At 64.9% G+C, this 13,826-nt stretch carries 15 protein-coding genes; 5 read left to right on the top strand and 10 right to left on the bottom strand.

The window, feature by feature from the left end; translation table 11 throughout:
- Nucleotides 1-72: 72 nt before the first annotated feature.
- On the top strand, nucleotides 73-624 hold the full coding sequence (locus tag NL241_RS34205; RefSeq protein ID WP_494396356.1) for a TetR/AcrR family transcriptional regulator: 552 nt from the start codon (nucleotides 73-75) through the stop codon (nucleotides 622-624).
- A 132-nt stretch (nucleotides 625-756) separates the two neighbouring features.
- Here the strand turns inward: NL241_RS34205 and NL241_RS34200 are convergent, their stop codons facing one another.
- Nucleotides 757-1,302 carry a TetR/AcrR family transcriptional regulator gene (locus NL241_RS34200; protein ID WP_494398446.1) on the bottom strand — a complete coding sequence of 182 codons (546 nt, stop codon included), beginning with the start codon at nucleotides 1,300-1,302 and terminating at the stop codon, nucleotides 757-759.
- Between the two features lie 425 nt (nucleotides 1,303-1,727).
- On the opposite strand from NL241_RS34200, the gene NL241_RS34195 reads away from it, so the two are divergent.
- Nucleotides 1,728-2,141 carry a PPOX class F420-dependent oxidoreductase gene (locus tag NL241_RS34195; RefSeq protein WP_494396355.1) on the top strand — a complete coding sequence of 138 codons (414 nt, stop codon included), beginning with the start codon at nucleotides 1,728-1,730 and terminating at the stop codon, nucleotides 2,139-2,141.
- 873 nt (nucleotides 2,142-3,014) lie between these two features.
- Here NL241_RS34195 and NL241_RS34190 read toward each other — a convergent pair.
- Nucleotides 3,015-3,542, bottom strand: a complete 528-nt coding sequence (locus tag NL241_RS34190; RefSeq protein ID WP_494396354.1) for a TetR/AcrR family transcriptional regulator — start codon at nucleotides 3,540-3,542, stop codon at nucleotides 3,015-3,017.
- 82 nt (nucleotides 3,543-3,624) lie between these two features.
- On the opposite strand from NL241_RS34190, the gene NL241_RS34185 reads away from it, so the two are divergent.
- Nucleotides 3,625-4,671, top strand: a complete 1,047-nt coding sequence (locus NL241_RS34185; RefSeq protein ID WP_494396353.1) for an aldo/keto reductase — start codon at nucleotides 3,625-3,627, stop codon at nucleotides 4,669-4,671.
- Nucleotides 4,672-4,849: 178 nt separating this feature from the next.
- Here NL241_RS34185 and NL241_RS34180 read toward each other — a convergent pair whose 3' ends face one another.
- The 6 genes from NL241_RS34180 to NL241_RS34155 all read right to left on the bottom strand — a co-directional run bounded on the left by NL241_RS34180 (nucleotide 4,850) and on the right by NL241_RS34155 (nucleotide 8,314).
- The gene (locus tag NL241_RS34180) at nucleotides 4,850-5,074 is read right to left on the bottom strand and encodes a TetR-like C-terminal domain-containing protein (protein WP_494396352.1); all 225 of its coding nucleotides are present in this window, start codon (nucleotides 5,072-5,074) and stop codon (nucleotides 4,850-4,852) included.
- The gene (locus NL241_RS34175) at nucleotides 5,068-5,253 is read right to left on the bottom strand and encodes a hypothetical protein (protein ID WP_487689484.1); all 186 of its coding nucleotides are present in this window, start codon (nucleotides 5,251-5,253) and stop codon (nucleotides 5,068-5,070) included. Before NL241_RS34175 ends, NL241_RS34180 begins: the two co-directional genes overlap by 7 nt.
- A 149-nt stretch (nucleotides 5,254-5,402) precedes the next feature.
- Complete coding sequence (locus NL241_RS34170; RefSeq protein WP_494396351.1) at nucleotides 5,403-6,254, bottom strand: SDR family oxidoreductase; 852 nt, start codon at nucleotides 6,252-6,254, stop codon at nucleotides 5,403-5,405.
- A gap of 48 nt (nucleotides 6,255-6,302) precedes the next feature.
- Entirely contained in the window at nucleotides 6,303-6,779 is a 477-nt protein-coding gene (locus tag NL241_RS34165; RefSeq protein ID WP_487689490.1) for a nuclear transport factor 2 family protein, read from the bottom strand.
- Nucleotides 6,780-6,834: 55 nt separating this feature from the next.
- Nucleotides 6,835-7,539 (bottom strand): GOLPH3/VPS74 family protein, encoded by a 705-nt coding sequence (locus NL241_RS34160; RefSeq protein ID WP_494396350.1) that lies wholly within the window; start codon nucleotides 7,537-7,539, stop codon nucleotides 6,835-6,837.
- A 31-nt stretch (nucleotides 7,540-7,570) separates the two neighbouring features.
- Nucleotides 7,571-8,314: an SDR family NAD(P)-dependent oxidoreductase gene (locus NL241_RS34155; protein WP_494396349.1), complete on the bottom strand. Its 744-nt coding sequence runs from the start codon at nucleotides 8,312-8,314 to the stop codon at nucleotides 7,571-7,573.
- Between the two features lie 97 nt (nucleotides 8,315-8,411).
- Between NL241_RS34155 and NL241_RS34150 the strand changes: the two genes are divergently transcribed.
- Together NL241_RS34150 and NL241_RS34145 are read left to right on the top strand one after the other, a co-directional pair.
- Entirely contained in the window at nucleotides 8,412-9,071 is a 660-nt protein-coding gene (locus tag NL241_RS34150; protein ID WP_494396348.1) for a TetR/AcrR family transcriptional regulator, read from the top strand.
- Between the two features lie 744 nt (nucleotides 9,072-9,815).
- Nucleotides 9,816-12,110, top strand: a complete 2,295-nt coding sequence (locus NL241_RS34145; RefSeq protein WP_494396347.1) for a S9 family peptidase — start codon at nucleotides 9,816-9,818, stop codon at nucleotides 12,108-12,110.
- On the opposite strand, the gene NL241_RS34140 is transcribed toward NL241_RS34145, so the two are convergent.
- On the bottom strand, nucleotides 12,068-12,829 hold the full coding sequence (locus NL241_RS34140; protein WP_494396346.1) for a helix-turn-helix domain-containing protein: 762 nt from the start codon (nucleotides 12,827-12,829) through the stop codon (nucleotides 12,068-12,070). The two genes, NL241_RS34145 and NL241_RS34140, sit on opposite strands and share 43 nt — an antisense overlap.
- 222 nt (nucleotides 12,830-13,051) lie before the next feature.
- Nucleotides 13,052-13,756: an SDR family oxidoreductase gene (locus NL241_RS34135; protein WP_487689505.1), complete on the bottom strand. Its 705-nt coding sequence runs from the start codon at nucleotides 13,754-13,756 to the stop codon at nucleotides 13,052-13,054.
- Between the last annotated feature and the right edge of the window lie 70 nt (nucleotides 13,757-13,826).

The raw sequence follows: 13,826 nt of genomic DNA, 5'->3' as shown, positions 1-13,826 counted from the left end.
TGATGCGATACTGGAATCATACGGAGGGACCTCCGTTTAGTTGACCGTAGCAGAAACGGAGGGCCCTCCGCTATGGCGTCACTGCGTGCGGATGCGCACCGTAACCGCGAGCGGATTCTCGCCGCAGCGACCGCGGCGTTCGCTGCCGCGGATGGCGCCCCCGTTTCTCTCGAGGCAGTCGCCCGCGACGCCGGTGTCGGGATAGGAACGCTGTATCGACACTTCCCGAACCGAGAGGCACTCGTCGCGGCCGTGTACCAGGCCGAGTTGGCCGAGGTCTCTGCGTCAGCCGGCCTGCTGCTGCAGCGCCATCCCCCCCTGGTCGCATTGCGCCGATGGATGGATCGCTACGCGGCGTTCGTCGCCGCAAAGCAGGGGATGGCCGAGTCGCTCGGTGCCATCTTCGCCTCCGGTACGGTCGACGTCGGCGATACGAGGACGAGCATCGTCGGGGCGGTCGAGGCCCTGCTGCGTGCGGGCGCCCAGGACGGCAGCCTGCGCGCCGACGTCATCGCCGATGACGTCGTGGCGAGCCTCATCGGAATCGCCATCGCGAGCGGTTCCGCCGCGCAGGCGAACCGAATGCGGCACCTTCTGATCGACGGTCTGGTGGCAGCGCGGTAGCGACGGTACCGATCGCATGAATGTCGTCGTGCACAAGCGGCCAAACGCCGCCCGCACCGCGCGCGAGAAGTTCACGGTTTCAATCGGTTTCGGTCTCTAGGTTCATCCGCTCACGCAAGTAGGCGATTCATACTATGCCGTGAGTGCGCGAAGCAGGAGCGTGACTACGATGTCGACCTCTTCTTGAAGCGCAGTGTCGGGTTCCCGCACCCATCTGAAGACGGCGCCCTGCACGACATCACTGAGTGCGCGCGCCATCACGGCGGCGTCCACGGTTTGACCGATCCGCCCGTGGTCTTGACCGTTCTTGAGGACTGGAGACAGGTCATCCAACAGTTGTGACTCATAGAGGACCGGCCCGAGCGCGGCGGTCCAGCCCCGCATCATCTGTCGACTCAGCTCCGGTTCAGATTCCATCGCCTGGCTGATCACCCGGAAATAGTCTCGAATGATCTCTGAAACGTCCTCGATGCGAGCGTTCGTCACTTCCTCGACGGCGATATCGGCCATCTGCCTGACCCACAGCATCGGGATGTCGCCCTTGTTGGGAAAGTAGTTGAACGCCGTCCTGCGGGAGGTGCCGGCCTCCGCAGCGATGTCAGCCATGGTCGTGTTCTCATACCCCTGAGTTACGAAAAGCTTTGCAGCGGCCTCGAACAGGGCTCTTCTCGTATTCACAACTCGCCGGTTCGGCGGAGGCGACGGCGGTCCAGGATGCACGTCCTTGACCACCTCCCTCGGTCGCCTTGCCCCAAATTGCACTCGGGTGCATACTAGTCACGGAGTCGGTTGCACTCAAGTGCAAGGTGTCGGATAAGGGAGAGCTGGGATGAAGCCAATGTCCGCATCTGACGTTCACTGGCCCTGATCCGAATTCGCTTGGGCGACACACACCCTCACCACGAGTGGCGCCGCCAGTTCGGCGGCCTGATCGTCTAGCTCGGCACTGCTAGACGCCCAGCATCAATGGGCCCGGCACCTCGAGCGCGAGGACTCAAACGTATAGGAATACCCCGCATACGCAGTGCTGAGCTGGCCGACGACGTGCCGCTTCGTCGGTACTGGCTGCTCGGCAGCCACGTGACAGGAAAGGTGAACACCGCGTGAAACTTGAAGAATCCGCTCGCGCACTCATAGGCCGCGGGGCTGACGCGACACTCGTCACCCTCAATCCCGATGGCAGCCCACAGGTTTCAGTGGTCTGGGTGGCGCTGCGCTCGACACCTGAAGGTGACGAACTGGTCGCCGCCCATCTCAACGAGTACCGCAAGACGCGCAACATCCGCCGCGATGGGCGGGTCGCCGTCACCATCCTCGGTCCGAAAATTGACGGACAGGCGACGCCGTACCTGTCGATCACCGGTTCGGCGCGCGTTGTCGAGGGCGGGGCCCCTGAACTGTCCGTCGAGTTGGCTGAGGCGATGCTCGGGACGAGCGAGCACTTCCCTCCGCCGAATGCGCCAGCCAGATTCGTTACGCACATCCGGGTCGAGAAGGTCGGCGGCAGTCTCGTCTAATAACCTGTTGCACGGCGGCCTTCGACTTCAAGAAAGAGATGCGGAAGGCCTGCTCCAAGGCCGCAGAACAACGGGGCCACATGGGCGGGTTGCGCCTTCGCTGACCACTGGACATGAACGTGAGAATTCTCGGTGTGGACATCGGGTGAGAACGCCGCCGACGATGCAGGTCAGGGAAACGACTGTGGACATGAAACTTGAGAAGCCACAACTGCGAGATGCAGTGAAGATTGACAAGCGTGTAGCCGTTGTTAAACAACACGGTCAGTGGGCCTGACTATCAGAGGTGCAAAACAGCACGTAAGCTCGGTTTAGGCGCCTTCTACCGGCAGACTTTGTCAAAGTAGCTGCGCAAAATGGGAGTCAACCGTCGCAGGCTGCGGTTCAGGTGCAACCGCATGAGGGTGAATCGATAGATTCGTGGTTGGATGCCACCGCACTGGTCATGGGCGGACCATAGGGACCCTCGCAGCGGCCTGGATCACCGGAGTCGTTCTGCCCGTCGACCGAGGACTCACGATCCGCTAGCTGGATTGCCCTGAGGTCGTCGCCGACCGCGTGCAACAGTATTCGACACGACCGGAGCCAAGCGGCCGTCCCGTTCCGAACTCGCCGGATGGGTGTCGTGTCCGGAACCCGCGCCCACATGGAGGCGGCTGATGCTGTCTGATCGACTTTGAGTTGCGGAGCGCTTAAAAAGCGACGACCTTGCGGCGGAGGCGGTCGCTCCGGCAGTCCGCTGCGCACAAAACGCCCCATCTGTTCTGTCGAAGTTCGCACGGTACCACGTGCCGCAACGGTAAAGAACCGACGGGAAACGAGCGTCCCGTCGGCTATGCGCCGCGCCCCCGTGTCGGCGTTGCGAACGGCGGCCTATCCGCGCACGATGGACATGAGCGCCCTCGCGAACGGGGCGGGGTCCACGTCACCTCGAACTGCCAATTGCTGGCTGTATGCGGCGCAGACCGCCACGAACGCCTCGGCGATCTCCTCGGACTGATCGTCGGATCTTCCTGGAAGCAGATCGACGACAGCGTCGCGCATCGCGGAAATCTGTTGCGCGACAATCGTTGCCAACGCCGGAGACAACGCTGCCTCGGCGTAGATCTGGGCGACCAGCCGCGCATGACCCTGGTGGCGGGCCAACGCCCGGATGTGCTCGAGAAAGCCGTTCACCGCCTCGGCGGTGAGCGCGGTTGGGAAGGCGCCAGATGCTTGTTCGCACACGGCGCGGATGAGGTCGTCCTTGCCGCTGAAGTACCGATAGATCGCACCGGTCGAGAGCCCGGACTCGGCGACGATGTCGGCCAGCGATGCGCCGGCGAAGCCGTCGGCGGCGAATCGAATGCGGGCGGCGTCCACGATCTGCTGACGCCGCGCGTCGAGATGGGACTGCGTCACCTTCGGCATGAAAAAGAACAACCCCTCGTTTTATTTGGTACCGTCGCCAGCGTACCCCGCCCGGCGACCCTCAGGAGTGTGCATGCGCTACCAAACCTTTGGACGACGAACCGGGCTGCGAGTCTCGGAGTACGCCTTGGGCACCGCCAACTTCGGCACGTCTGACGCCAGTATCGGGAAAGTAGCCGCGCGCAACGTCTTCGAGACCTTCGTGGCGGCCGGCGGCACCACGTTCGACACCTCCAACATCTACCAGGACGGTCAAGCCGAGACCGTGCTCGGCGAACTGCTCGGCAGCGGCCGCGACGACTTCGTGGTGATCACGAAGTACAGCGGGACCAGGCAGGAGCGTGCCCTACCCGTCACCACCGGAAACGGCCGCAAGTCAATGATTCGATCCCTCGAGGGGAGCTTGCGCCGCCTGAACACCGACTACGTGGACGTGTTCATGCCGCACTTCCCCGACGAGGTCACCCCGATCGAGGAAATCCTGTTGGGGTTCGAAGACCTGACTCGGTCCGGCAAGATCCTGCACGGGGCGCTGTCCAACTTCCCGGCGTGGCGGGTGGCCGAGGCCGCGGTCTGGACGGATTTGCGCGGCCTGAGCCCGCTGGTCGGCATCGAGACCCAGTACAGCCTCGCCGAACGCAGCGCCGAGCGGGAACTTCTGCCGATGGCATCGGCGCACGGTCTCGGCGTGCTCCTCTATTCCCCGCTTGCCGGGGGACTGCTCAGCGGAAAGTATCGGCGTGGGGAGACGGGGCGGTTGAGCGGTCGGGGTGACGCCGTCGAGGACACCGCCCAGCAGACCGTCGTGGTGGACACGGTGCTGGCGATCGCTGCCGAGACCGACAGCACCGCGGTCCAGGTGTCGTTGGCATGGCTGCGTCGCCGGGCCACTGTCGCGCACACGGCTCTCGTCCCCATCGTCGGACCACGCTCCGTGGAGCACCTGCAGGAGTACCTGCGGTCACTGGAGCTGGAACTCGACGACGAGCACTACCGGCGCCTAGACGAGGTCAGCTTGCCACGGTTGGGCACTCCGCACGACGACGTCGCGAACGCCCTGCGCAACGGACTCGACGGCAACCGGACGCTATTCGCCAGTCCACCAGTCACCGTCGTCTGATCGAGGCACGTTGCCGAAGCCGGCTCGCACGAGCCGGTCTGACGGCTTGACACGACGGCTCCGTGCCGCACATCAGCCGTGAGTATCACGACCGGAGTTCGGGCTCGGCAGACCTGTGTGGCGTGACGGTTGGACCCCGGCCCGCCGCGCGGTTGCAGGCGCGCGAGAGTCCTCGGTCTCACGTGGCGATGATGGCTCGGATCGCCATCCTCGCGACGGTGTGCGCGGCCTCGCGCTGTAAGGGTGCCTCGCCGTTGAACAGTCGAAACACCATGGCCCCGAACAACACATCGATGGAGAGGTCGGGATCGAGGCCAGGTCGGAGCTGTCCGTTCGCCATACCCTCGCGCACCAGTTCAATGGCGGCGCGTCGCCGCTCGGCGAAGAACCTCTCCTTCAGCACGTCAGCCCCCGACGCTCCCCGGTGGCCGCCGCCATCAACTGAGCGATCACGCGACCACGGGGCGTGGCGTAGAAGTCGGCGAGCCGAACGATCTGGCTCGTCAGGTCCGCGACCACGTCACCGGTCAGAGGCGTCGGCACCGCGTCGCTCACCTTCTGGCCGTAGGCGTCGGCTGCCACGTCGAGACCGCCGGTTCAGTGCTTGTAGATGGTGGCTTTGCTAACCCCGGAGCGCCTGGCGACCTCGGCCCGTTTGTTGTCGGGTGAACGCCGATGGCGTAGTTGGCCGTCGCAGCCGCCCGGTATCTACGGCCTGGCCGACGAGAAGCTCAGCGGCCGAAGCTGACCGACTCAGCCACCGCGCGCTGATCCTCCAAGGCAGCCAGACGGCCAGTCAGTGCCGCGTGTACGGCGTCGTAAGAATCTTCGCCGAGGGTCAGACGCAGCGGCGGGTCGGTCTGACGGGTGGTCTGAAAGACCACGGCGGCGATCTTGTCCGGGTCGCCGGTCAAGGCGTTCGCGCCGGCGTCCTGAAGCTGGCGTCTGACCTGATCCACCGGAGTTCCGCGATAAACGCCCAACTCCGAAGCGAATGTCAAGTTATCTTTGAAACCCGTTCGCGTACCGCCAGGTTCGACCAACGTCAAGTGAACGTCGAATTCGGACACTTCCTGATTGACGCTCTCGGTGAATCCCTCCAGACCCCACTTCGCGGCGTGGTAGGAGCTGTGCGTGGGAATGGCGACCTGACCGCCCATGCTGGAGATCTGAATGATCCTGCCGCCACCTTGCTCGCGCATCGGCGCCAGAAGCGCGCGCGTGATGAGCAGCGGCGCCATCAGCATGACGTCCAGTTGCCCACGGATCTGCTCCACGCTCATCTCCTCCGCAGCGCCGACCACGGCAAAACCAGCGTTGTTGACCGCCACGTCCACCGGATCAGTGGCAATCAGCCGGTGGATCACATAGTCGACGTCGTCGAGCCGGGTGAGATCGAGAACCCGCTCACTCAGGCGACCGCCGAACTCCTCGGCCAGGTCGCTTAGCGCGCCGGCGCGACGCACGGTCGCGGTGACCCGATCTCCCTGCCGTAACACGTGTTCGACGAGACGACGGCCTAGACCCCCCGACCCTCCGGTGACTAACCAGTGGCGGACGTCCTTATCAGCGATTCCCGGCATCGATACTCCTCAGATTTCGTTCAAGCGGGGGTATGGCGCGTCGCGCGTCTACACCTCGAAGGTCTCAGCGCCTGGCACGGCGTCGATGGTCCAGGTGCCGGATGTGCGGAACGTGAGTGCCGTCGCGAATGTGTCCTCCATGTACTGGAAGTACCGGATCTTGCCGTCGCTGACCTTGGCCAGCACGGCGCAGGGTGAGGTCACCGCCTTGCCAAGTGTTACCGATCGCAGGGTGAAGCGTCCGAAGAGCGCCACCTTGTCACCGTCGACCAGGGTGTCCAACGGCGTGAAGTCTTCGAGCCGCCACTGCGTGCTGACACCGCGAAAGTTGTCGACGAAGGCCGACTTCCCGTGGTTGGTGCCGGCCCACGGCATGATCTCGTGCAGGCCCGGGTCGGGGTCGAAGGTCAGCGACACGTATGTGGCGTCGTCGGCCACCAATCGCTCGGTAACCTCCGCGATTTTGTCAGGATCGAAGGCGCCGTCGAGGAATTCGGTCAACACCGTCAAAGGGTCGGGAGTCATTGGAGTGGAAGGTCCTTCCTTAGCACAGCGTTGCGGGGGCGTGGTCGGAGTTGTGTCATTGCGGTCGGGGCGCCGTGGTCGCGACGATGACGCTGTTGATGACGATCGCGGTCATCGTGCGTGTCACCGCCTCACCGGCCGCCGCTGCGCCGAAGTTGCCGCGTCCGAGTTCCTCCGCGCGGGCGATGACAGCGGAGTTCCAGGGAATCGCCGGATGAAACTGCGGCAGTGCGCCACTTCCCCAGAGCAGGGCGGCAAGCGCGGCGACACGCGGTGTGGGCGTGGCGTGTTCGACGAGTACCGCACGGACATTGTTCATGAGATCGGCGCGTCGCTTGGTTCCGCCGTCGATCAGGGTGGTGATCGCGAACAGGCCCAGTGCCTTGCGCTTCTCCTCGCGGACATCGCCGCGAGCGATCAGACGCTCCAATACGGGCCGCCGCAGCGTCGGACCGACCGCGGCAAGGACGGCTTGAACTGCGCGCGGTCGTTCGGACACGTACTCCCAGGCCGAGTGGAACAGTTCGTCTGACGGTCGGTCCCGTTCTGCCGCGGCCACGGTCACGGTGCCATTGCGTTCCGTCGTGGCCGCGATGTCATCGCCGAGTGCCATGTCGGCGAGCACCGCTGCGCCGAGTACGTAATACAGGGTGGTCTCCCCGGCGATGGTTCCTGACTCCGGCTGGAACAGCAGGAGGAGTAGGTCCTCGGCCAGAGTGGGCGGGTTCGACTCTGCGGGCGGTTGCGCGGTGTCGGTCACTTGTCTGGCACTCCTTTCGGCGCTCAACGGGTCAGAACTGACTGACGCCACCGTCGACGTAGACCTCTGAGCCCGTCATGAAGGAGCTTCCGTCGGAGGCCAAAAAGGTGATGACATTGCCGATCTCCTCTGGGCGCGCACGGCGCTTCATGGGCACGGTGGAGGTCAAATCGGCCAGCGCGGCGTCGGCCCCGGTGAAGAGGCCGGCCAGGCCCGGTGTCTCGGTGAGACCCGGAGCGACGACGTTGACGCGGATCTTGCGGTCGACGAGTTCTGCGGCCCAGCTGCGCGCCAGGGACCGGATCGCGGCCTTGGACGCGGCATACACGCTCGCCCCGGGAGCCGCCTTCACGTCGCCGTTGGAGCCGCACAGGATGATCGACGCGCCCTCGCGCAGCAGCGGAAGGGCGGCCTGCACCGCGAAGATCACCCCGCCGACGTTGGTGTCGAAGATCTTCCTGTGGTGTTCCCACGTGAGACCGCCCAACGTCGCAAACTCGCTGATTCCCGCATTAGCGAAGACGATGTCAAGCCGCCGTCCGGTGGCATCGATGGTGGCCGCGACACGGTCGAGATCGGCCTGCTGGGTCACGTCGGCGCGAATGGCCTGGGCCTGAGCTGGGCCGATGCTGAAAACGGCGTCGTCGAGGGCGTCTTGGCGGCGCCCGACCAGGAAGACGTAGGCCCCCTGCTTCGCGAGCGCCCGTGCTGCGGCCAGGCCAATCCCGGATGTAGCTCCGGTGACGAGTGCGGTCTTTCCGGTCAGGTCCGACATGAAGCCCTCCAGTTTTGTACCAATCGGTTGCAGCACGACCATACCAGTTTTGTACCGATAGGTACGAGGGCGGGGATCCGGCGATAGAATGGCCCGCATGGGTGCAGAGCAACGGCACGCGGGAGGCCGGCCGCGCTCGTTCGACGAGGGCCGGGCGCTCGATGGGGCCATCGACGTTTTCTGGCGTCTCGGATACGAAGGCGCGTCCTTGGCCGAACTCACCGAGGCGATGGGCATCAACAAGCCGAGTATGTATGCCGTGTTCGGCAGCAAAGAGGAACTGTTCGTCCATGCCCTAAAGCGTTACGGCCAGCGCTACCATGAACATCTGCGTCAGGTGCTCTCGAAACCCCGTGCCTACGACATCCTCGATTCGTACTTGCGTGACACCGCCAAGGCTGTGCGTGCCGGGAATGCGCTGGGATGTCTGTCAATTCAAGGCGGCATTTCCTGCGGGCCGAATAACGCGCGCATACCGCAGCTGCTCGCCGAGTATCGCCACGGGATCGAAGAAGCCATCGCCAAAGCCCTTGCGGCGGCTGACGATGCGCCAAACAGCGACACTGAGGCGCTGGCCAGATTCGCCGTGACCATCGGACAAGGGCTTGCGGTGGATGCTGCCGCCGGAGTGCCGCAGGCCAAGCTCGACGCCGCTGTCGACGTGGCTCTTGCCGGCCTGGCGATGTTACTGGTCTCAAATCTGCCAATCGACGACGCGGACGGCCGCTCACGCCGACGACCTGCGACCAAGTCATGAATACGCCAACAGCAGTGGCATCGGCCCCGACGCAGAATCTCCGCGGTCACCCGCGCCGGTGACTCGGTTCCGTTGTGCAACAGCGGGTCACGTCTACCGTTGCAGGCTTGGGTCATCTGCGAATAGAAGGTCTGCCTGGGATTGGCTCTAGGGCGCTACGCCGTCGCCACGGAGCTAGAGGGCGCGGTGGTTGGAGCTGGGGCTCCACGCCGATGGTGGGGGGCCGTCTTGTCGCGCACTGGACTGCTGTCAACGACTTGATCGACGACGGCCGACTCAACCACAACCTGCGCATGATCGAGAAGACACACGTGGTGCCATCGACATCGGGCACGCACGCATACACGCGAACCACTCGCACTGCTGCCGACGGGTTTCCGTTCACCGAGTCGTACCGCGTCGAGGGCTTGGGTCATGCTTGGCCCGGTCCGTCCGGCGAGGGCCGATTCAACGACCACGCCGGCCCTGACGCCAGCACTATCGCGTGGGACTTTGCCAAACGTCATTCGATCTAGTGCGCCGGTGCAATAAAGCTAGGCCCGCCGGAAACGGCGCGTCCGAGGAAGATTGTCGCCAGCGGACGGGTACTCGGGCGCTCAGCGATTACTTTGTGGGCCAGAGAGTCTTAGTTCGGCTGAAGGCAGGTCGAGATCATCCGCGCCAGCAGGCGCATCGGCGCTCCTGGCGACTGGTAGTCGCCCAGGATGTTTGGTGATTGACTGTGCCCCTAGGTCCGGGTGTTGCATGGACGGCGTGAGACACGACACCAGGACGCTGACCGAGTCGGACTACGCACGCGCCGAGCAGATGCTTGCCCCCTACCGGGCAAGGAAGGTGCCCGGTAGTGCGCTGCAACCTCAGTGGCTTCCCGGCGGCGCGGACTTCTGGTATCAGGTGGGCGGGCGCTACGTCATCGTCGCCCCCGACGAAGGCAGCAGGCGGCCCGCATTCGACCACGACCGCCTGGCTGCCGCGCTGTCAGTGCAGACCAAACAGGCGGCGGTCGGCGCCGATCTTCCGATCGCGGGTGTGGAGGTCTGCGACGACGGCACGGCGAGGTTCACAGCGTTCGGAACCGCCTGGGAGTGGTCCGACGACACGGGCCTCCAGGCCGACCGCCGAACGCCCCGCGCCCCCGGCGAGGTGCCCTCCCCGGATGGGCAGTGGATCGCATTCCGCCGAGACGGCAACATCTGGGTTCGACGGACTGCAGGACAGCAGCAAGGGGATTCGTCGCGCACAGAGGACGGCGAGCAGGAGTTCGCGCTCACCGACGATGCCGAACCGCAGTTCGACTACGGCGGGCTGCCCGACACCACCGGAGCTACAGCCCTGACCCGACTCCTCGGACTGCCCCCCCTGTCCTTCTTTCACTGGTCACCAGACTCAACGCGGATCTTGGTGCAACGCATCGATCAACGCCATCTGCCGGAACTGGTGCTGGTGGAGTCGACACCCGCCGACGGCGGCAGGCCTGTCGAACACCGCACGCGCTACACGATGCCGGGCGAGGACGCGGCGGCGACGATGACGTGGAACGTGCTGGACGTGCACCAGCGCACTGTTGTCCGCCAGCAGGACCCGCCCAGCCCGATCATGCACAACACAGCGCTGGTCTACGCGTGGTGGACCCGAGAATCGGGGGACTCGGTGCACTTCCTGCAGCACTCCCGCGACGCCCGCACACTGCAATTGCGCCGCCTCGACCCGGCTACGGGAAAGACCACCACCCTGATCACCGAGACGGGCGAGACGAGGGTCGACCCTGCCGTGCAGCTCGGTGATCCGCCGCTGGCGCACGTGTGCGAGTCCGGCGAGATCGTCTGGTGGTCGCAGCGCGACGGATGGGGGCACCTCTACCTGTACTCGGCCGATGGCCTGCACGCCACCCAGATAACGCAGGGGCAGTGGCTGGTTCGCTCCCTGCTGTGGGTCGACGAGGATCGTAGGCAGGTCTTCTTCGTCGCAGGCGGTCTTGTCGCCGACGACCCGTACACCCGCCAGATCTGCCGCATCAACTTCGACGGAACCGGGTTCACCCGGCTCACCGAGGACGACCTCGACCACGACGCCGTCAGCCCGCCTCGGGGCGGCTACATCGTCGACCGGGCGTCTTCGCCGAGCCTGCCGCCGCAATCCGCCGTCCTCGATACCGAAGGCAATATCGTGGTCCAGCTGGAGACGCCAAACACCGCGGCCCTCGAAGCGCTGGGCTGGAACCCACCTGAGCGCTTCCGCACCACCGCCGCCGACGGCAAGACACCGATCTACGGTCTGCTTTGGCGCCCACACGACTTCGACCCGCAGGAGCGCTACCCGATTGTCGAGCACATCTATCCCGGTCCGCAGGTCCACCGCGCGGGCCCGTCGTTCGACCCGCCGCATCAGGGAGAGCCGGAGGCATTCGCGGCGCTCGGCTTCGCCGTCGTCGCGATCGATGGCCGCGGAACCGCTGCGCGCAGCAAAGCCTTCCATGATCACTCCTACGGCGACCTCGGCAACGCCGGCGCCCTTGACGATCACGTCGCCGCCATTCGTGAACTGGGACATCGGCATCGGTGGCTCGACACCAGCCGGGTAGGCATCACCGGTCAGTCCGCAGGCGGCTTCGCCGCCGCCCGCGCCGTGCTGGTACATCCTGCGGCCTACCACGTGGCCGTCGCGACGTCCGGGAACCACGACAACAACATCAACCTGGCGATGTGGGCCGAGCACTACCACGGCGACCTCACTGAGGACGGGCGCAAGGCGATTTCGAACGCAACCGTCGCCGACAACCTGACGGGCAAGCTGCTGCTGATCCACGGCGAACTCGACGACAATGCCCACCCCTACATGACGATGCGGCTGGTCGATGCGCTCATCAAAGCGGATAAGGACTTCGACCTCATCATGATCCCCGGCGCCGAGCACGCATTGATTGGCCGTCAGCATTACTTCCTGCGCCGCACTTGGGACTACTTCGTCCGGCACTTGCACGGCAGCGAGCCGCCGACCTACCGCCTCGCGCCCTTGCCGTTGCCGGCCGTTGGCGCGTGACCCCGCACGATCTCCCTCGCCCGGCGCAGCACGTCCAGCTGCGCCGGGTTGTACAGCTCGAGCATCGCCTGGTCGATCGCTCTGTCGGCGAATCGTTTTCCACGCGGGGCGTCGTCACGCGATTCGATGAGTGAGGGGTGCGCGTCCCTCACCGCCATGATGTAGGGGGCAAGCCGCTCGGCGAGACGCTGCCGGGTCGCGTCATCAGCGCCGGCGTGCAGGGTGTCCAATTCCTTCGCGGCGGGATCGTCGGGGGTTTCGCGGATCATGTCCGCATAGGCTTGCCGACCGCTTGGCCCCAGCACCCGGCTCAGCACGACCACGAGCTTGCGATCAGCGTCCGTCATACTCGCAGCGGTCTCCGGCGCCACGAAATCCGGCGGCAGGTCGGTCGGAGCCGAGTGCTTGAGAAGATCGGCCAGGTCGTCACGTGCCCGCTGCAGCCGCACCATCGTCGCCGCCAGTTCAGCGTCGAGTGCACGCAGGGCGTCCGCCGGATGATGGTCGCGTTCGCCCATCGCAGCGATCTGCGGTAGGGAGAACCCGAGATCGGTCAGCCGCCTAATACGTACCAGCCGCACGAGGTGCTCGACGCCGTACTGCTTGTAACCGTTGCTGCGACGCTTCGGCTCGGGCAGCAGGCCGACCTGATGGTAATGCCGGACCGAGCGAAGGCTGGTGCCCGCCAGCTCGGCCAGTTCGCGAGTGCTCCATGCCACGACTCCATCCTGGCGCACTCACCAAACGTGGCTTGTCTCTGATGACTCGTTTGGCGTGAAAGCTGCTGCACACCGCGATTGGCGTTCTGGGGCCGATGTCGGCGGATCACACGCTCGCGGGCGTTCTTGGCGCAATCGGCGACCTACCTACCCCAGACGAGACTCGGAAGGCATTGCACTGCAGGAGTTCATGGGGTGTGAAGCTGGGTGGCGCCACTACTGCTAACCCCCGCTGTACATGGCCCCTGGCGGCTGGGCCAGCAGCGTTTTCACTGCCCTGGTTTCAGCGTCGGCCAGTACTTCATCCAACCCGGACTCCAGGCCGTCAAGGGCTTGGCGGATCACGTCGGCTGGGTTGTTCTTGGGCATGTCGACGCCGTCCAGCATGTCGGTGTCGGTGGCTGACAGGTGCAACCCGAGAACTTGGGTACCTTGGCCTGCCAACTCGAGTCGAGTGCTGTTGGTCAGCTGCCACTGGGCGGCCTTGGCGGCGGCGTAAGCGCCGTTGCCGGGGAACACTTGGAAGGATCCGATCGACAGGACGTTGAGGATGGCGCCACCGCCATTGCGCGCCAAAACTGGTGTGAAGGCGCGTGTCATCGACAGTGTGCCCCAGAAATGGGTGTCGAGTTCGAGGCGGATGGCATCGAGGTCACCCGTGACGAGGTTTTGCATGGTGGCGACGCCAGCGTTATTGATCACCACGTCGACGTCGGTGGCAGTGGCGGCGACGTCGACTACGGTCGCGTCGTTGGTGATGTCGAGGTAGGTCGGCACGATGCGTGCGTTGCCTGCGGCAATGGTTTCCGGTCGTCGCGTTGCGGCGTAGACCTTGGCGGCGCCGCGCTCGATCAACTGGCGGACAAACTCCGCCCCTAATCCTCGGTTGGCACCGGTCACCAGGACTGTCCTGTTTTGTAGTTCCACTCTTGCATCCTAAAAATGTGAGATCAGTGGCAGGTTCAAACCGAGGCTCTCATCGGCTCGCGTGAAGTAG

The organism is Mycolicibacterium sp. SMGY-1XX (assembly GCF_059132455.1).
The sequence above is the reverse complement of the archived record's forward strand: the minus strand, read 5'-3'. Positions and strand labels throughout refer to the sequence as shown.